The organism is Methylomonas sp. MS20 (assembly GCF_050275925.1).
GTDB classification, from domain to species: domain Bacteria; phylum Pseudomonadota; class Gammaproteobacteria; order Methylococcales; family Methylomonadaceae; genus Methylomonas; species Methylomonas koyamae_A.
Genome location: NZ_CP189962.1, coordinates 3,159,867 through 3,178,618, shown reverse-complemented (window position 1 = coordinate 3,178,618; position 18,752 = coordinate 3,159,867). Strand labels below are relative to the sequence as shown.

Sequence of the window (18,752 nt, the reverse complement as noted above, 5' to 3'; positions counted from 1 at the left end):
GATTATTCGGCTCCGGGTTGTTTATCGGCTTGTTTGGCGCGGTTCAAGGCAGTCAGACCGGCATGAGCGGCGACGCCGGCGGTGACGATCCCGGCGGCGGTGCCGCCGACCACGTCGGCATTGGCTTCGATGCCGAATTGGTTGATGCCGGTCAGGCGGTCGTAGAAACTGCCTTTATCCCAGAAACCGTCTTCCGAGCAGCCGATACAGCCGTGGCCGGACTGGATCGGGAATGAGGTACCTTCGTTCCATTTTACGGTCGAGCAGGCGTTGTAAGTAGTCGGCCCCTTGCAGCCCATTTTGTACAGACAATGGCCTTGGCGGGCGGCTTCGTCGTCCCATTGCTCGACGAACTGGCCGGCGTCGAAATGCGGCCGGCGGTAGCATTTGTCGTGGATGCGCTGGCTATAAAACATTTGCGGCCGGCCTTGTTTGTCCAAGGTGGGCAGCTTATCGAAGGTCAGCAGGTAGGCCACCACGGCGGTCATCACTTCGGCGATCGGCGGGCAGCCGGGCACTTTGATAATCGGTTTGTTGGCCAGACCCGGTACTTTATGCACCGGCGTGGCGCGGGTCGGATTGGGTTTGGCGGCCTGCACGCAACCCCACGAAGCGCAGGAGCCCCATGAAATAATGGCCTTGCAACTCTCGGCGGCGTATTTGAGTTGCTCAACAAACGGTTTGCCGCCGATGATGCAATACATGCCGTCTTCGGCCAGCGGCGGATTGCCTTCGACGGCCAGGATGTAATTGCCTTTGTATTTTTCGACGATTTCATCAATGATGGCTTCGGCGTTATGACCGGCGGCCGCCATGATGGTGTCGTCATAGTCCAGCGATAGCATGGACAGGATCACGTCTTTCGCCAGCGGGTGGCCGGAACGGATGAAGGATTCCGAACAACAGGTGCATTCCAGACCGTGCAGCCACAACACCGGAATCCGCGGTTTGGTTTCCATCGCATGGGCGATTTTCGGCGCGAACGCCGGACTCAAACCCAGCGAGGCGGCGGTCAGGCTGCAAAACTTCAAGAAGCTGCGGCGGGTGATGCCCTGCCGGCGCATCACATCGTAAAAGGTTTCGATCATGGACACTCCTGGCGTTGCCATACGCGATCCGCGCGCGCGGATCGGCGGATTCGGCCGTCCCGGCTCGAATTCGCGGTTATTGTTTTTTCCGGCGGCGCTGCGGCCGGCCGGTTGAAGCCCGCAGAGCTTACGCAACATCCATGCCGGTCGATTTTTGGCGAGATTACCTTGAAGTTCCCGTGGGAAATACCGATGAGCTTGTCGAGATTACGACAAAATCGACAATCGACAGCGCTTAATGACGTGTATGCGACAAGCTGGCTGGCGAAGTTAAGGTTGACCGCTTAGGGTAGAATCTCGAATTTTTGCGAGGAAGCGAGCGTTGACCGTCGAGATCACCATCGTCGATTTACTCCGGCACGGCGAGGCTTGCGGCGGCGCGGTCTACCGGGGTAGTCGCGACGACGAATTGACCGTGCTTGGTTGGCAAGCCATGGAAGCGCGCTGCGCTAGCGGCGATTGGGAAAGCGTGGTCAGTTCGCCGTTACTACGGTGTCGGGGGTTCGGCGAAGTCTATGCCGCCCGTCGAGCCTTGCCGTTTCATACTTTGCAGGAGTGGCGGGAGATCGATTTCGGGGCATGGGAGGGACGGTCCGCCACCGAAATTCAAGCGTCCGACCCCGCGCGCTGGGCGGCATTTTGCGAACGCCCGCACGCCTGCCCGCCACCCGGCGGCGAAGCCTATGCCGATTTCGCGGCGCGGGTCGGCGCGGGATGGCGGCGCGTGATCGACGACCACGCCGGTCAGCGGGTGTTGGCGGTTTGCCATGCCGGCGTGATTCGCTGCTTGTTCAGCGTTTTGCTGGGTTTGCCGGTGGAGCGCGGCTTCGCGATTTCGGTACCGCACGCCGGATTGACCCGTTTTACTTGTTACCGGGACGGCGGCGGCGAATTCGTTAGACTGGAAGCGCATCTGGCCTGAAGACTCTATACTAGACGGCAAACTCAGCGAGTTCGGCATCCGTGATCAATCGACTTCCCGCTATTCAATTGGGCGCTCCCGGCGAAGACATCAGCCGCAAGGATTTGCAAGCCGTCGTCCAACGTTTCAAGCATTTCAATCAGCAGCGCTTGCAACGGGTGCAGAGTTTGCTGCAGCCGCGGCAACAAGAGTTTTTGAAATTGTTGCCGTTGTTGTTTCATCAAAATCACCCCTTGTTGCCCGGTTTCATCGCGCTGGATACGCCGGCCGGGATTCCCGACTACGCGCCGTCCAAACAAACGCTGGACGCGGCGAAGCAGTTCAGCAAGGGCTTTGCGTTCAAGCGCAAGGCCTTGCGCCAACATCCGATCGATGCGATCTATCTGATGGGCAGCGTTGGCAGCATGGCCTTTTCCAGGGACAGCGACATCGATATCTGGTTGTGCCACGCGCCGGGTTTGGCGGCCGACCAACTGGCCGAACTGGAACAAAAGGCCCGCGACATCGAAAAGTGGGCAGCTTCGCTAAAGCTGGAAACCCACTTTTTTCTGATGGACGCCGGACAATTCGCGCGCGGCGAAAATACCCCGATTTCGAAGGAAAGCAGCGGGGAAACTCAACACTATCTGCTGCTGGAAGAGTTCTATCGTACATCTATTTATATTGCCGGCCGAATTCCGCTGTGGTGGCTGGTGCCACCGGAACAGGATCATCAATATCCGCAATATGTAAAGCATTTGCTCGAAAACCGTTTTGTCTCCGAGCCTGAGGTGATCGATTTCGGCGGCATGCATCAAGTGCCGGTCGCGGAGTTCGCCAGCGCGACGCTGTGGCATATCTTCAAGTCCCTGACTTCCCCGCACAAATCGCTGTTGAAACTGTTTTTGATGGAAAGTTACGCCAGCGAATTTCCGACGCCGCAGTGGTTGTGTCTGGCTATGAAGCGCGCGATTTATCAAGGCGAGTTTAGCGTCGATAGCCTCGATCCCTATCTGATGATCTATAGCAAGGTCGACGCCTATCTGCGCGGCATCGACGGCGGACGGCGCCTGGAATTGGCCCGCGAATGTTTTTACCTGAAAATCGTCGGCACCGGCGCTGCGCCGATCGAAAACCGAGCGCGCCAGATGCAGCAGGACTTCTTGCGGGAGGTGGCCGAGCAATGGCAGTGGCCCGACGATTTGCTGGACAACTTGGCGACCGTGCGTTTTTGGGATATCGCCAAGGCCGGCGCCGAGCACGCGGTGATCCGTCAGCAGTTGCAGCAATGCCTAAAAATGATTCTGCAATTCGTCGGTATGCCCTTGGATCAAGCGCAGCGCGAAAATCAAGATTTGAAATTGGTCGGCCGTAAGTTGAAAGTCGAGTTGGATTTGCGTCCCGACAAGATCGAAGTGCTGTCCACCCGCCAGGCGGTGCAGAACAAACCGGATTTGCTGGTTGCGGCGGAAGTCACGGCGGGTTCCGACGCGCCCGTCTGGTATTTGTTTACCGAACGGCCGTCCGCCAAGCAATTAGCGCTGGGTCGGGCGATCAAACAGGGCGACAGTCTGCTTGAATTGCTGTGCTGGGCCGTGATCAACGGGCTGTATAAAAAGAGCATCAACCTGCACGTATTGGAGAGCGGTAGTGCGCAAGCCGGCGGCGAAGCGCAACAGTTGCTCAATGAGTTAAACCAGTTTCTGACCCGTCACTTGTTGAGCCGGGAAGCCGATCTGGCTATCTATAACCGCCCGAACCGCGTGCAAGCCACCTTGCTGCTGGTCAATTGGCGGGAAAAATTGCCGGTCGACAGCAGTCATGCCAAACAGCTGGTGATGAGCGAACGCGCCGATCCGCTCAGTTACGGCGACAACCGTTTGTGCTTCGTGCTGGGGATGCAACGCTTGTCGATCAGCGTTTGGGGCGAGGCAACCTTACACCGTTACAGCGGCTTGGAGGGCGTCTTCACCTGCTTGACCGAGTTATTCAACGACGGCGTCAAACCGCCGGCGGCCGATCAACTGCAGGTATTGTGCTATACCCCGGTGCGCGGCCGCAGTATCGTCGGCCGCCTCGAAGCGCTTTTCGCCAGACTGACGGCCATCGCCGATCGGCCGGTCGCGCCCTACCAGCGTTACGTCACGGCGGCCGGGGGTGGGTACGCGATGTTTGCTATGAGCGGCGAGCGTTTGAGTTATTACTTGCTGGACACTCAGCCGCAGCTGTTACAAGAGTTGGCCAAGCCGCACGGCGGCTACGCGCCGGTGTTTTTCGACGATTACGTACTGGAGCAGACCTATATCCCGTTCCTCTATCAATATAATCAGCCGGATACGGTCCAATTGTTCTACCACGTCACCAGCAAGCATGTTGGCGTTTATATCGTCGACGAGCACGGGGCGCTGTATTTGCGTCAGCATGCCAACGCCGGCGCGGAGCACGTACTGGCTCATTATTCGGTATTTTTCTCGACCTTGATTGCCCAGGATCGCTTACCCCAGGTCCCACTCCTGAAATATTACGAGATATACCGTAACTCGGCAGGCGTGATTTCGTGCCATCCGGCCCAGCCCAAATTAAAAGCCAGCGCGATGGAACTGAGCGTGCGCATCGCCGGCGAGACGCCTAGCCGGTTGGGGGTGTATTGCAACGAGCGCTGGTTTCCGCTCGACGATCCGAGCGGCTATGGCGCGGTTCGTCAGCACATACTCGGCTACCGGAAGGCCTGCGAGAATTATCCCTTCCACATCACCGAGATCGAGGTGCCCTGTCAAGCGATGGGCGCCGAAACGCCGGATCGATTGCAAACCGTGCACTTTCTGAACTTCAAACAAAAAATCGAGGATAAATTAAACATATAGGTCGGCCCGCCGATAACTGGATCACACCATTTTTGAAGTAGGGGGCTTTATGATCATTGACAACTCCACCATCAAAATGCAAGGCCGGCATCAGCAGCAGCAAGTCAGCAATCGCCGGGAAGTGTTGAACATCCGCCATCCGGACCGACGCTCGGACGAAGCGCGCCGCCCGGTCGACGATCGCTTAAGTCTCAGTCGAGCCGGTCAAGCTAAACAAGCCAAACAGGCTAGCGCGACCAAGGCGCTGGATACCGAGACACCGGTCGAGTCGAAAGACAGTTTGATGATGCAAATCATCCGGCGCATGGTCAAGGAAATCACCGGCCGCGATCTGAAAACCTTTAGTCCCGACCAATTGACCGCCGGTACCGACCAGCCGACCTACCAAGATCAACAACCCGCGCCGGCCGCGCAAGCGGATAACGGCGGTCTGACTTATCAACAGACGCTGAGTTATTTCGAAAGCGAAACCACTTCGTTCAGTGCCGAGGGTACGATTAACACTCAGGATGGCCGATCCCTGAGTTTTTCGCTGTCCCTAAACATGAGTCGGAGCTTTTACGCGGAAGTCAGCAACACGATACAGGTCGGCGACGCGCAAAAAAAAGACCCCTTGGTCATTAACTTCGACGGCACGGCCGCTGAGCTGAGCAACACGTCGTTCCAATTCGATATCGACGCCGATGGCAGGCCGGATCAGATTGCCGGGCTTAAATCCGGCAGCGGATTGTTGGCGCTTGACAAAAACAACGACGGCAGCGTCAACGACGGTTCCGAATTGTTCGGCGCGTTGACCGGCAACGGCTTCGCCGAATTGGCTAATTACGATCAGGATGGCAACCAGTTCATCGATGCCGCCGATGCTATCTATCAAAAGCTCAGAATCTGGCAGCGTAACGCCGACGGCAGTCAGCAATTGCTGGCCTTGGGGGCGAAGAATGTCGGGGCGATTTACCTGGGGCATCTGACCACGCCGTTCCAACTGAAAGACGACAACAATCAGTCGCGCGCCGAAGTTGCCAGCAATGGTTTCTATTTAACCGAACAGGGCCAGGCGGGTAGTGTGCAGCAATTGAATTTCCTAGTTTGACGGGCTGTCGCTCCCGGCCGCCGTCGGGAGCGATTCACGCCGATTCGGGTAAAACAACCGCTTGAAGAGGCTTCCAACCGGCTTATCGACATAACAGAACTTCTCGCCAACGGACAAAAGGTTGGTCTAAGAGGTTTTCCTGGGTCTCCCGTTTTCCGACCGAGCGGCCGTCGATGAGGCCGCATTCTTTCTCGTACTGTTCTCCAACGCGCCGCTGTACGTCGTTTGAATTGATCCGCAACAAGGTACCCCCCAACCGACGCACACCGCATCACTACGGATCAAGGCATCCAGTCTCAAACCGGCCTGTAAGCGCTAACTAATTCGCATTTTTTTCACTATGCTTGCTATGTTGTTAGGGATTTTCTAAGTTTTTGCGGACGTGGACGGACCAAGCATTTGTCAATCTCGCTGGTAAAGTAATGGCTATGAGAAAAATAATCGCCGGTTTTCTGTTGGCAGGGGGGCTGGCGGTTGAAGCCGCAACAGATGGTAAAGATGCGCTGGAATTGAATGTCGAGGATTTGCTCAATGTCGAAGTGACATCGGTGTCGAAAAAAGCTCAAGCGCTGAACGATGCCGCCGCCGCGATTTTCGTGATCAGCAACGAAGACATTAAACGGTCCGGCGCCACCAGCATACCGGAGGCTTTGCGGATGGCGCCGGGTCTGGACGTGGCGCGGATCGATGCGAACAAATGGGCGGTCAGCGCGCGCGGCTTCAACGCCCGCTTCGCCAATAAGCTGTTGGTATTGATCGACGGCCGCAACACCTACAGCCGGCTGTTTTCCGGTACCTACTGGGAAAATCAGGATGTGATGATGGAGGATGTCGAGCGTATCGAAGTGATACGCGGACCCGGCGCGACTCTGTGGGGGGCGAACGCGGTCAACGGCGTGATCAACGTCATCACCAAGCACAGTTCTAAAACCCAGGGCGGTTTGGTTGCGGCGGGCGGCGGTACCGAGGAGCAGGGTTTCGGTGCGTTTCGTTACGGCGCGGCGTTGGGCGAGAACACCACCGGTCGAGTCTTCGCCAAGGGCTTCAAGCGCGACCAAAACACCGATGCGCGCGGCAATGGCGCCGGCGACGATTGGGACCGAGTCCAGGGAGGGTTTCGTATCGATTCCCGGCTGACGCTGGCCGACGATTTTAAATTGCAGGGCGATCTCTATCACAGCCATCTGAATCAAACCCTGCTGGTGCCCAGTGTCGTTCCTCCCTATGGCGACCTGGGTCGCGACAAGGCCGAAGCTTACGGCGGTAACGTCTTGGGCCGCTGGCAGCACACGTTCTCCACCCAGTCCGATCTGTCGTTGCAGTTGTTTTACGATTACTACCGGCGTAACGAAAGTTGGATGTCCGAAGGCCGCGATACGCTGGATTTGGATTTCGAGCACCGCCTCAACGTCTTCGACAAGCATGAGTTGATCTGGGGCTTGGGTTATCAACTCACCGCCGACAGGCTCGGTTCCAGCGTAATTTTCAATATGTCGCCGGCCCACCGAAAAAATCAACTCTATAGCGCTTTCGTCCAGGACGAGATGGAACTGATCGATCAAACCCTGTGGTTTACGCTGGGTTGCAAATTCGAGCACAATGATTTCACCGGCTTCGAAGGTCAGCCGACCGCGCGCCTGATGTGGGCGCCCGACTTGAATCATCGGTTTTGGGCGGCCATGTCGCGAGCGGTGCGTACGCCCTCTCGGGGCGAAGCGAATATGCGCTTGACGACTACCGTGGCACCGCCGACCGCACCTTTCTTCGTGCCGGTGGACTTAACGCTGCAAGGTAACCGAAATCAGCTTAGCGAGGATGTACTCGCCTACGAGATTGGCTACCGAACGACGATGATTAAGTCGTTGTCGGTGGATGTGACGGCGTTTTATAACGACTACGCCCATTTACGCGACGCCGTGCAGGGCACGCCTTATTTCGATCCGTTGCGCGGCGTCGTAGTCCAACCCTTGCTGTTCAGCAACAATATAAAAGCCAAGACTTACGGCGTCGAGCTAGCGATGGTCTGGCAAATGTTGGATTGGTGGCGCTGGGACGCCAATTACAGTGTGTTGAAAACCGAATTGCCGTCGGCGGCAACCGCGGTGATCGGTGTGAGTCCGCAACAGCGGGTCAATCTGCGCAGCGCAATCAACGTTATCCCGGAGCTGGACTTCGATGTCTGGTTTCGCTACGTCGATACCAATGCCTCCGCGACGTCCGGCGGCGACCGCTATATTCGCGACTACGTGACCATGGACGCCCGGTTGGCTTGGCGGCCGGCGGCCGGATTGGAAGTCTCGCTGGTCGGACAAAACTTGTTAACGAGCAGTCATTTGGAATATGTACAGGAGAATTTGGTGGTCCCGACGCTGATCGATCGCGGTATGTACGGCAAAATCAGTTGGAGTTTTTAAAATGCGTCACGTGGCCAATATCCCCGCGTTTGAATATTTTAAACCGATTTTTGGACGCCGATTTTAAGCGCGATATGTCGAATATCACTAGAACTTGTGCAATCGCCGTGATGCTGGGCTATCTGCGTATCGCGTCCGGGGAGCCGGTTGCGTTCGAACAATATGCGGTGTTGGCGGCATTGACATTGAATTTCGCTCGTTTTACGCAATGGCCCGATCAGGCCTTCACGGATTCCGACAATCAATTGAAAGTCTGCCTGGTTGGCGATAATGTGTTATTGCAATCTTTCGATTCCATAAACGGTAAAGCGGTCGGGAATAAAGCGATTAAGACGTTAAACTCCGAGAAATTGAGGAATCTAAACCAGTGTCATATTTTGTTTATTAGCGAGATTTCCAACAGTCTACTTTCTCAAGTATTTTTGGATATTCAAAACAGGCGGATTCTGACGATTGGAGAAAGCCTGGATTTCGTCAATGCCGGCGGAATGGTGGCGATGCTGAACGTCGACGGTAAAATACAATTGTACGTCAATAATCACGCCGTCAAGGCCGCCGGACTGGCGATCAGCTCCAATCTGCTGCGCTTGGCGAAGATAGTCGGCGAAAATTAAACAGGGCGACAGCATGTTCAAATGGTTTAACAATGCGCCGATCAAACTGAAATTAGTGTCGATCTTGACGGCGATCGCTATGATGACCTTATTTTTAGCGACATCGGTCATCGTAATTAACGAATATTTCGCCAGAAAAATTGAGACGGAACAGCAATTGGTATTAATCGCCAATATTGTCGCTTCGAATATTTCCGCGTCCTTGGTGTTCGACGATCCCGTGACCGCCAACGAAATGCTCAAGAGCTTGAAAACCCGCGACAGTATTCTAAATGCCGAGTTATATAATCGAAGCGGAAAATTATTTGCCGATTATCACTCCGAGAAAAATCCAGCCAGCCATTGGAATTTCGACCAGGCTTACGCGGTTTTGCGAGAAGCCGGACCCGCCGATAAATCCGTTCATCCGTTCAAAATGTTGATGACGCTTTTTTCCGAGTGGTACGACAGTCTGTTTCATTATTTTAGTGTCGCCGATGTTGGCGGAAAATATGTCGTCGAATACGACGCGGAGAATAATCTGCATTTTGTCAGGCCAATTTATTTGGACGGCGACATGATAGGCGTATTGCATCTGGTGGACGATCAGAGCGGGTTTTACGCCATATTGAAAAGTTTTTATTTGATTATCGGGCTGATCGTGGTGTTCACGATGTTGTGGATCGCCATGCTGACGTCCAAGCTGCAACATATTTTCTTGGCGCCGTTATTGAATTTGATGCAAGCGATGAAATCGGTGGGCAGCGAAAAAGCCTTTTACCATCGCATAGAAAAAACCAGTACCGACGAATTCGGCGATTTAGCCGAGGTGTACAACGCAATGCTGAGCGAAATTCAGGTACGCGACCAGCGTCTGGAAAGGCACCGGAATGAATTGGAACGTCAGGTCGCCGAGCGCACCGCCCAGCTCGCCGAAAAAAACGAGGAACTGGAACGAACCGTGGTTGAAACCGTCGCCGCCAAGGAACTGGCGGAGCAGGCGAGTCTAGCCAAGTCGCAATTTCTGGCGACGATGAGTCACGAGATCCGGACGCCGATGAACGGCGTGTTGGGGATGATGGAACTGTTGCAGTCTTCCGGACTGGACGCCAGGCAAGTCCGATTCGCGGAAACCGCTTACCGTTCGGCCAACTCGCTACTCGGTATCATCAATAACATATTGGATTTTTCCAAAATCGAAGCCGGTAAGATGCAATTGATCGTTCAGGAGTTCGATTTGCGGCGCTTGTTGGAAGATACCCTGGAATTGTTGGCCGAACCGGCGCATCGCAAGGGCATCGAGTTGATCCTGAACATTCCGCACGATTTTAACTACGTGATTCAGGCCGATGCCGAGCGCTTGCGCCAAGTCCTGATCAACTTGCTGGGCAATGCGATCAAATTTACCGAGCGCGGCGAGGTGCAACTGAAAGTCTCGACGCTGGCGGAGGTCGCCGGAACCGATACGATCGAATTGTTGTTCGAGGTTGTCGATACCGGGATCGGTATCCCGGACGACCGCCAGGCCAAAATCTTCGACAGCTTCACCCAATCCGACGGCAGCATCACCCGTCGTTACGGCGGTACGGGTTTGGGCTTGACGATATCCAAGCAACTGGTGGAATTAATGGGCGGCAAGTTGGCCGTGGACAGCCGGGTCGAGCGCGGCTCCCGATTTTATTTTTCGTTGCGCTTGGGTTTGGGGATACAGTCCGGCATCGATCGCGCCGAAAGCCATGAACTGTCCGGCGTCAACATTTTGGTGGTCGACGACAATCCGACCAATCGGGAGATTTTGTTGGACCAATTGACGCTGTGGGGCGCCAACGTCACGACCGTCGATAGCGGACCCAGGGCCTTGAAGCTGTTGACCGATGTCTCGGCCAATCCCCATCAGGCTTTCCGGATTGTGTTGCTGGATTGGCATTTGCCGATCATGGATGGTTTAAGTTTGGCGAAAACGATTCAAAACGACACTCGAATTGTCAAACCCGCGTTGGTGATGCTGAGCTCGGAAAGCATATCGTTGCAAGCCGACAAACTTCAGGATTACGGCATCAGCTTTTATTTGAACAAGCCGGTATTTCAACGCAAGTTGCACCAGTGTCTGTTGGAAATTCTGGCCAACAAACCTGTCGCGGCCATGCCGTCTGCCAACGCGGAGGCCGAAAAACTGTCCGGCACGGTACTGGTGGCGGAAGATAATCCGGTCAATCAGGAAGTCGTCAAAAGTTTCTTGGTGGGCATGGGCTGCGCTGCCGATGTCGTCGCCGACGGCGCGGCGGCTGTCGAGGCCGCGCGCGACAAACGTTACGACCTGATTTTGATGGATTGCCATATGCCGGTGATGGACGGTTTTGCGGCGGCTGTCGCGATTCGCGCCGAAGAAAGCGCGGCGGGACGCGCGCGTACGCCGATCGTTGCATTAACCGCCGACGTCCAAAAAGGCGTGCCCGAACAATGTCAGGCCGCCGGCATGGACGCCTACCTCAGCAAACCGTTCCGCCGCGATCAATTGCGCGCCGCGTTGGCCGCTTGGCTTGGCGAGGCGCGGATGCCGCCAGAGACCGCCGCCGTGACTAGGCCGGTAAATTCGCCGGCGGTTATCGATTTGAGCGCGTTGCAAGGCTTGACCGACCCCGACGGTAACGATTTATCGAGCAAAGTGGCGCGAGTTTATTTGGACACCACACCCAAATTGGCCGAACGGCTTACGCCGCTTGCCGAGACTCGGGATTTCGATGCACTCGCGGATACCGCGCACAGCTTGAAGTCGGCGAGCGCCAACATCGGCGCGGCCGAGCTGGTGGCCGCTTGCGCCGCATTGGAGCGCGCGGCCCGGCAGTCGGATGCCGCCGATCTGCAGGCGTTGGCGGCGACGGTTACCGAGTGTTGGACTGCGGCGATTGACAGTTTAAGGCTGGCGCTGGGAGCGGAATCGGTCGGCGAAGCTCGGTCGTCGGAGTCGGATTTCGCCGACGTAGCGACGGACGGCGAGGTTGCTCGCATCTTGTTGGTGGACGACGATCCGGGTTTTCGGATGGTGACAGGCGCCAAACTGCGGACCGCCGGCTATCGAGTGGCCGAGGCCGATAGCGGCGAGGCGGCTTTGGCATGGTTGGACCGGGAAACGCCCGATTTGGTGATACTCGATGCCATCATGCCGGGCATCGACGGTTTCGGAACTTGTCTGGCCATGCATGCCGTGCCGGCGATGGCCGGCGTCCCGATCATTATGTCCACCGGCTTGGACGACATCGAATCGATCAATCGTGCGTTCAGAGCCGGCGCCGCCGATTTCATCGTTAAACCGATCAATCACGTGGTGTTGATACATCACATCAAATTTTTGTTGCGAGCCAGCCGGACGACAGCCGAGCTGAGGCATAACAAACAGCAACTGTCCGCCGCGCAACGCGTCGCAGGCTTGGGTTACTGGACTTGGGAACCCAGGCTGCGGCGGTTCGGGACCTCCTCTTATCTCGCCGAGTTGTGCCGATTGGAGCCCGACTATTTTCAGGGCAATCTCGATCGCTATATCGATTTGATCGAGACCGATAAACGGCCGACGGTGAGGGCGCTGATCGATGCGGCGGCGGTTGGCGAAGTGGTCGACGACATCGAATACCGCTTACGCGTCGATTTGGATGAGCCGATCACGGTGCGCCAGCATACCGCGTTGGTCGAGGGCGGACCGAATGCCTACGTTACAGGCACCGTGCAGGACATCAGCAAGCAGAAGGCTTCCGAGCAACTGATTCACCAATTGGCGTATTTCGACGCCTTGACCGGTTTGGCGAGCCGCGTGCATTATCAAAAACGCATCCAGCAAACCATCAAGGCCGCCCAGCGCAGCCAACAACAGTTTGCGTTTCTGTTTCTGGATTTGGACGAATTCAAATACGTCAACGACAGTTTCGGTCACAACGTCGGCGACCAGTTTTTGACGGCGATCGCGCAACGTATCCAGCGGGTGATGCGCGATGAGGATTTTGTCGCTCGCCTTGGGGGCGACGAATTTTGCGTGATCGCCAACCATATTACCGACGAGTTTCAAGCAATGGAGATTGCCGAACGCTGCCTGGAGGAAATCAATTTGCCGCTGATCCTGGGTAGCCATCACTTAAATCCGCGCGTCAGTATCGGTATAGCTATCTATCCGAAGGACGGCGACAACGAGCACGATTTGATGAAGGCCGCCGACACCGCGATGTATTCCGCGAAAAGCGCCGGCAAACAGCGCTACGCCTATTACCGGCCGGAAATGACCGGGTTGGCGATCAAACGCCTGCAAGACGAACAAATGCTGCGGGAAGCGCTGGAAAACGAGGAGTTTGAATTGTATTACCAACCTCAGGTTAGTATGGTGACCGGCCGGATGATCGGCGTCGAAGCCTTGTTGCGCTGGCGACATCCGCACCGCGGCTTGCTCGGGCCGGCCGAATTTATCGGGCTATCGGAAACGCTGGGTTTGATTCATAAGCTCGGCGGTTGGGTGATCGGCGCGGCGTGCCGCCAGCTCAAGGCTTGGCACGATCTGGGCTTGACACCGCTCACCATCGCGGTCAACGTCTCGGCCAGCCAGTTTCGCGATCCGCAATTGCTAGAGATTCTGAATGCCGCGTTGAAAGCCTCGGATTTGCCGGCCGAAGCGCTGACGCTGGAAGTCACCGAAAGCGTGATGCAAACCGAAGCGGATATGGCGATTTTCCGTCAATTGAAGGCGATGAACTGCAAGATTGCCATCGACGATTTCGGCACCGGCTACTCGTCGCTGGCGTCGCTCAAGCATATGCCGGTCGATTGTTTGAAGATCGATCGGGTGTTCGTTCAGGATGTACTGAGCAATCCGCAAACCCCAATTTTGTTGGGCACCATCATCGGCATGGCCAACGCGATGGCGTTCAAAATGGTCGCGGAAGGTGTCGAAACCATCGAACAAGCCATGGTCATGAGCGGCTTGGGTTGCCAGATCATCCAGGGGTTTTATTTCAGCCAGCCGTTGCCGGCTAACGACTTGCCGGCGTTGTTCGAGAAGGACTTTCGGCTGGAACAGGCGGAAAACCGGCTGGCTTCGGGAGTGCCCGGCGATGGTCACTGATGCGCCGCCGCTGTGGCGGAGCGGCTTGGAAAGGGTGTTGGTGTTGCCGCATGATGTTCATCATTTGTTGAGGGCATTGGTCGACGACGATTTGGACTACCCGGCGCTGGCCAAGGTATTGGCATACCATCCGACGATCTGTGCCCGTCTGCTGGCCTTGGCGAACTCCGCTTGGGCTAACGGTCACGGCGAAGCGGTGACCTCGATAGAGCGCTGTTGTCTGAAATTGGGCATGAATGTGGTCAGGGCGGTCGGTATCGGCTTGGCGGTAATGAAGCCGTTTTATCCCGGAAAATGTCGGGAATTCGATCTGCGCCGCTATTGGGTGAGTGGCATGTTGACCGGCCAGGCGGCCGCGCAATTGGCAGAACCGCTCGGCGGCCGGCTGGCGCAAACCGTCAGAACAGCGGGGATTTTGCACAACATCGGTATCTTATGCCTGGCCGATACGATGCCCGAGCAAACCCAAGCCGTGTTGGAATATAAGCGGCGCCATCCGGAAATCGCATTGAGTCGATTGCTGCGGCAAGCCTTGGATTGCGATTATTGCGAAGTGGGCGGCTATTTGGCCGAGCATTGGGGATTGGCTCCGGAATTGGTCGCGGCTATCGCCCAACACGGCGAGCCCGAATATCGTGGCTGTCACTGGCAGTCGGCCCAAACGGTACACGCCGCCGCCCGCATGGCTTGCCGGGCCGGCAAGGACGAGGAATGGCCGCCGCTGAGCGGCTTGAGCGAGATCGGTATTAGTGCCGAACGGCAGGCGGAAGTGTATCGGCGTTTGGGCGAGCAGGCGCCGACGGTTCGGGAGTTGGCGGCAACCTTGTTTCATTAACCGCCATCGAGGCGTTCCGGATGGCGGCGGCATTGGGTTCCTTGGCGGCCCGACACCCCCCGGTCAGCGTCGCCATTTGGCGCTGAAGTCGCGTAACATCGGTAGTAAGCGGTTCGCCAGCCAGCCGCGCATACGGCTGGCGCCGGCGCGGCAGGCGTTTCCGTAGCGTTCGGCCAAACCCGGCCAATCGATCGCGCGGTCCGCCAACCAGCCGCGCCGGTACGACCAATGCAATAGACCGCTGATGTAGAGCAGGGCGGGCGTCAGGCCGGTCAGGAACCATAGAAACCGGCCGGTCGCGCCGAAAGCTTCCCCGGTATGCAGCGGCCACAGCCAAGTCGTGAAACGCTGGCCCGCCGAGAACCGGTGCGGGTTGCGCACGTCGCGGATCTGCCCGCTCCAACGGTCTACCCAGACCGTCGTGAACGGATGATGTTGGTTGATTTCGTCGCGCTGGCGCAGATTGATCCGGTAGGTGCCTAGTTCGCCGACCGGGGTCGTCACCCGCCGCACTTCGGATTTTGGAAACGGTCCGCGCGCCACCAGCACGGCTTCGGCTAAGTTAACCGGCCTGTTGTTCGGTACGCCGGTGCTGCGTACCGCCGGACCGTCGTCGCCGTGGCCCATGCCGTCGGCGGCGGTAATGGTTTCCAGCAGACGAGGGTAGGCGAGGTGAAAACCGGTAAACGCCAGTATCAGCAAGCCGCAGGCACTGATCAGTCCCAGCCAGCGGTGTAAATCGAAGGCCAGTTTGACCAGACTGGCGTGGCGCAATCGGAATACCTCGCCGAGTCGGTCGCGGCCCGGCCACCATAAACCCAAGCCACTGATGACCGACAGCATCAATAGTCCGCCCAGCCACGCGACAACAGTGCGACCGGTGGCGGCCAAGCGCAGATCGGTGTGCAAGTCCATGATCCAGGTGGTCAGGGTTTGTCCCCAGAAGCGTCGGTCCAGAACTTGGCCGGTGTAAGGGTCCAGCGCGACCATCAGCGGAGCGTAGAATTGTTCGTAACTTTCCTTAGGTTTCTCGAACCAAGCGGTGATCGGACCATCCGCCGCGCGCGGCATTTCCAGGGTCCAGGCGCCGTGGCGATTGGGTTCGGCGGCGCGTAGCATGGCGTACAGTTTATCGATAGGCAGTACTTCCGCGCCTTCGGCTACCGTGACGCGCAGTTGCGGGTTCAGTAGGCCGTCGAGTTCCTCTCGATATACGCTGAGACTGCCGGTCAAGCCCAGCAGCGCGAACAGTAGTCCGGCCGTCAGCGCCAGCCAGACGTGGCAGTTGACCCAAATCCGGCGTGCGGCGAATCGGAAACGGGGGCGAACGATGATCGGGTATTGCAATTCGGACATGGCGACGAGAGCAAAAAAGTTAACCTGCTATTTTGCCGGAATCGCCGGACCGGGGCCAGTCCGACCCTTGCCGCGAATTTTTAGCTAGACTCGGGCGCCAGAGGTAATATGCAGGCGATACCAAGACCGCGTTCCGGGCATGCGCTCATTTCAAGCGCGGTCGCTTGTGTTGGATATCAGCCGCGCCGCGGAAGCCTTGGCGCTTGGGCCCGGTTTTGAGCGCTTGAAGCGACTTCCGCTCTCGAATTGGTTTTTTAACGGACTCTCGATGAACGACACTGCCGTACACCGCGCGGTACAGACCTTATACCGCGACGAATCGCGCCGTATTTTGGCGACCTTGATCCGGCTGCTTGGCGACTTCGACCTCGCCGAGGAAGCCTTGCACGATGCGTTTCGCGCCGCGTTGGAACAATGGCCCGGCGATGGCGTGCCGGCCAATCCCAAGGCTTGGTTGGTGTCGGCCGGTCGATTCAAGGCCATAGACCGGTTGCGCAGGCAATCCCGCTTCGAGCAAAGGGAGGATGTCGAAGCGTTGGCCGATCCGCTGGGGGAGGTCACGCCGGACGATACCGAAGATTGGCCGGATGACAGTTTGAAGCTGATTTTTACCTGCTGCCATCCGGCATTGGCGCCGGAAGCGCATCTGGCCCTGACTTTGCGGGAAGTTTGCGGTTTGACGACCGAAGCGATCGCGGCGGCATTCTTGACGCCGGTTCCGACGTTGGCGCAACGGATCGTTCGCGCCAAGGCCAAGATTCGCGAGGCCAAGATTCCGTATCGGGTGCCGCCCGCCGAAGAGTTGCCGGATCGTTTGGCCTCGGTGTTGCGGGTGGTCTATCTGGTCTTCAACGAAGGTTATTCGGCGTCGTCGGGTGCCAGCCTGACCCGGCCAGACTTGGCCGGCGAAGCCTTGCGCTTGGGTCGGCTACTGGCTGAGCTGTTGCCGGAGCCGGAAGTGTACGGCCTGTTGGCGCTGATGCTGTTGCACGAGGCGCGGCGCATGTCCAGAACCTCGGCCGACGGGGAGCTGATATTACTGGCCGATCAGGACCGCTCGCTGTGGCATCGGGAGCAAATTACCGAAGGCCGACGTTGGGTGGAGGCTGCCTTGCGCGGTGGACGGCCCGGCGCCTACGCTCTGCAAGCGGCGATCGCCGCGTTGCACGCCGAAGCCGAGCACGCGGAAGCCACCGATTGGCCGCAAATCGTCGCGTTGTACGTGCTGTTGCTGCGGGTGCAGCCGTCGCCGGTGGTCGAATTGAATTTCGCCGTCGCGTTGGCGATGCGCGACGGCCCGGCCGCCGGCTTGGCCGTGATTGACGCCATCTTGGCGCGCGGCGAATTGGCGGACTACCATTTAATCCACGCCGCCCGCGGCGACTTATACCGGCGCCTGGGGGACGCCGCCGACGCGGTTGCCGCCTACCGGCGCGCGCTTGATCTGGCCAAACAGGAGCCCGAGCGCCGGTTTTTACAGCGCCGGTTAGCCGAATTGGCGGGCTGAAAATTTTTGGCGGCGATGTCGAATCGGACTGTCGTCAATCGACTAGCCAACATCCGAAACCCAATGCAGGGAGAAACCGATGAAATACCTTTGCCTAATTTGTGCCGAAAAGGTCATGGAGGACATGGAGCCGACCGCCGCCGACCGCCATTTTGAAGAGTATGCCGAGTTTACCGAAGCCATTCGCGCCAGCGGCCACTACTTGGCTTGCAACCGGCTGTTGCCGGCCAGCGCGGCGGTAACGGTGCGGGTCCGCGACGCCAAGGTGACCACGACGGATGGACCGTTTGCCGAAACCAAGGAGCAACTGGGCGGCTATTATTTAATCGAAGCCACCGATTTCAACGAGGCGATCAGGATCGCCGCCGGAATTCCCGGCGCGCGCTTCGGTTGCGTCGAAGTCCGGCCGGTCGCCGAGGACAGCCAAACGTTAGCCGCGTTGGGTTTGCGTTAAATCCACGGTATTCGAGGGTTTTTATGGTTTGGCGAGAATGCCGGACCGCGCCGGCGGGACGCAGCCATCGTCAGGCAACGCGCCATCCGTTATCTTTCGAACTCAAGGTTTTGCGGTGAGACCCCCGGAAAGGCGGAGCCCTGTTATTTGGAGACCTTATGAAATACTTGCTATTGATCTATTTTGCCGAGCAGACGCTGGCCGAGGACGATCGTCAGGCCTGTTACCGGGAGTCCTTGCAATTGGCGCGCGATTTGGCGGAGCGCGGCCAATATCTGGCGGCCAGTCCGCTGCAACCCACCGCGTTGGCGACCAGCGTGCGGGTGCGCGACGGGCAGTGTTTGGTGACCGACGGCCCGTTTGCTGAAACCCGCGAGCAACTGGGCGGCTACTACTTGGTGGAGACCGCCGATCTGGATCAGGCGATCGCCATCGCCGCGCGTATCCCGATGGCGCGCAAGGGCACGGTCGAAGTCAGACCCTTGATCGAATTGCCGGGACTGCCGGCGGACGATCAGGCCTAGCGTGACAAGACCTCGCACCGCTACC

12 protein-coding genes are annotated in these 18,752 nt (G+C 57.6%); 10 read left to right on the top strand and 2 right to left on the bottom strand.

Features of this window, described 5'->3' with window-relative positions; all coding sequences use genetic code 11:
- Positions 1-2 precede the first annotated feature (2 nt).
- On the bottom strand, positions 3-1,088 hold the full coding sequence (locus tag ACQE3D_RS14180) for a hydrogenase small subunit (RefSeq protein WP_269454754.1): 1,086 nt from the start codon (positions 1,086-1,088) through the stop codon (positions 3-5).
- Between the two features lie 322 nt (positions 1,089-1,410).
- Between ACQE3D_RS14180 and ACQE3D_RS14175 the strand changes: the two genes are divergently transcribed.
- The 7 genes from ACQE3D_RS14175 (at position 1,411) to ACQE3D_RS14145 (ending at position 14,886) form a co-directional block, all read left to right on the top strand.
- A complete protein-coding gene (locus ACQE3D_RS14175; RefSeq protein WP_313730014.1) occupies positions 1,411-2,010 on the top strand; it encodes a histidine phosphatase family protein in 600 nt (199 codons plus the stop codon).
- 41 nt (positions 2,011-2,051) lie between these two features.
- The gene (locus ACQE3D_RS14170; protein WP_313730015.1) at positions 2,052-4,853 is read left to right on the top strand and encodes a class I adenylate cyclase; all 2,802 of its coding nucleotides are present in this window, start codon (positions 2,052-2,054) and stop codon (positions 4,851-4,853) included.
- 49 nt (positions 4,854-4,902) lie between these two features.
- Complete coding sequence (locus ACQE3D_RS14165) at positions 4,903-5,943, top strand: hypothetical protein (protein WP_313730016.1); 1,041 nt, start codon at positions 4,903-4,905, stop codon at positions 5,941-5,943.
- Between the two features lie 428 nt (positions 5,944-6,371).
- Positions 6,372-8,357, top strand: a complete 1,986-nt coding sequence (locus tag ACQE3D_RS14160; RefSeq protein WP_313730017.1) for a TonB-dependent receptor plug domain-containing protein — start codon at positions 6,372-6,374, stop codon at positions 8,355-8,357.
- Between the two features lie 74 nt (positions 8,358-8,431).
- A complete protein-coding gene (locus ACQE3D_RS14155; RefSeq protein ID WP_139306230.1) occupies positions 8,432-8,971 on the top strand; it encodes a YfiR family protein in 540 nt (179 codons plus the stop codon).
- Positions 8,972-8,984: 13 nt separating this feature from the next.
- Entirely contained in the window at positions 8,985-14,051 is a 5,067-nt protein-coding gene (locus tag ACQE3D_RS14150; protein WP_313730018.1) for an EAL domain-containing protein, read from the top strand.
- Positions 14,041-14,886, top strand: a complete 846-nt coding sequence (locus tag ACQE3D_RS14145; RefSeq protein ID WP_313730019.1) for an HDOD domain-containing protein — start codon at positions 14,041-14,043, stop codon at positions 14,884-14,886. The genes ACQE3D_RS14150 and ACQE3D_RS14145 overlap by 11 nt, the downstream gene beginning before the upstream one ends.
- 63 nt (positions 14,887-14,949) lie before the next feature.
- Here ACQE3D_RS14145 and ACQE3D_RS14140 read toward each other — a convergent pair whose 3' ends face one another.
- Positions 14,950-16,242 carry a PepSY-associated TM helix domain-containing protein gene (locus tag ACQE3D_RS14140; protein ID WP_313730020.1) on the bottom strand — a complete coding sequence of 431 codons (1,293 nt, stop codon included), beginning with the start codon at positions 16,240-16,242 and terminating at the stop codon, positions 14,950-14,952.
- A 268-nt stretch (positions 16,243-16,510) separates the two neighbouring features.
- Between ACQE3D_RS14140 and ACQE3D_RS14135 the strand changes: the two genes are divergently transcribed.
- From ACQE3D_RS14135 to ACQE3D_RS14125, 3 genes are all read left to right on the top strand, one after another.
- On the top strand, positions 16,511-17,749 hold the full coding sequence (locus tag ACQE3D_RS14135; RefSeq protein WP_313730021.1) for an RNA polymerase sigma factor: 1,239 nt from the start codon (positions 16,511-16,513) through the stop codon (positions 17,747-17,749).
- 79 nt (positions 17,750-17,828) lie between these two features.
- On the top strand, positions 17,829-18,203 hold the full coding sequence (locus ACQE3D_RS14130) for a YciI family protein (RefSeq protein WP_064027820.1): 375 nt from the start codon (positions 17,829-17,831) through the stop codon (positions 18,201-18,203).
- Positions 18,204-18,361: 158 nt separating this feature from the next.
- Complete coding sequence (locus ACQE3D_RS14125) at positions 18,362-18,727, top strand: YciI family protein (RefSeq protein ID WP_281020632.1); 366 nt, start codon at positions 18,362-18,364, stop codon at positions 18,725-18,727.
- Positions 18,728-18,752 lie beyond the last annotated feature (25 nt).

What these genes read in the sequence shown, in the direction of transcription:
- ACQE3D_RS14160 (WP_313730017.1), top strand. Translation starts at nt 6,372, where the DNA reads ATGAGAAAAATAATCGCCGGTTTTCTGTTGGCAGGGGGGCTGGCGGTT.
- ACQE3D_RS14135 (WP_313730021.1), top strand. Translation starts at nt 16,511, where the DNA reads ATGAACGACACTGCCGTACACCGCGCGGTACAGACCTTATACCGCGAC.
- ACQE3D_RS14130 (WP_064027820.1), top strand. Translation starts at nt 17,829, where the DNA reads ATGAAATACCTTTGCCTAATTTGTGCCGAAAAGGTCATGGAGGACATG.
- ACQE3D_RS14140 (WP_313730020.1), bottom strand. Translation starts at nt 16,242, where the DNA reads ATGTCCGAATTGCAATACCCGATCATCGTTCGCCCCCGTTTCCGATTC.
- ACQE3D_RS14145 (WP_313730019.1), top strand. Translation starts at nt 14,041, where the DNA reads ATGGTCACTGATGCGCCGCCGCTGTGGCGGAGCGGCTTGGAAAGGGTG.
- ACQE3D_RS14150 (WP_313730018.1), top strand. Translation starts at nt 8,985, where the DNA reads ATGTTCAAATGGTTTAACAATGCGCCGATCAAACTGAAATTAGTGTCG.
- ACQE3D_RS14180 (WP_269454754.1), bottom strand. Translation starts at nt 1,088, where the DNA reads ATGATCGAAACCTTTTACGATGTGATGCGCCGGCAGGGCATCACCCGC.
- ACQE3D_RS14165 (WP_313730016.1), top strand. Translation starts at nt 4,903, where the DNA reads ATGATCATTGACAACTCCACCATCAAAATGCAAGGCCGGCATCAGCAG.
- ACQE3D_RS14125 (WP_281020632.1), top strand. Translation starts at nt 18,362, where the DNA reads ATGAAATACTTGCTATTGATCTATTTTGCCGAGCAGACGCTGGCCGAG.
- ACQE3D_RS14155 (WP_139306230.1), top strand. Translation starts at nt 8,432, where the DNA reads ATGTCGAATATCACTAGAACTTGTGCAATCGCCGTGATGCTGGGCTAT.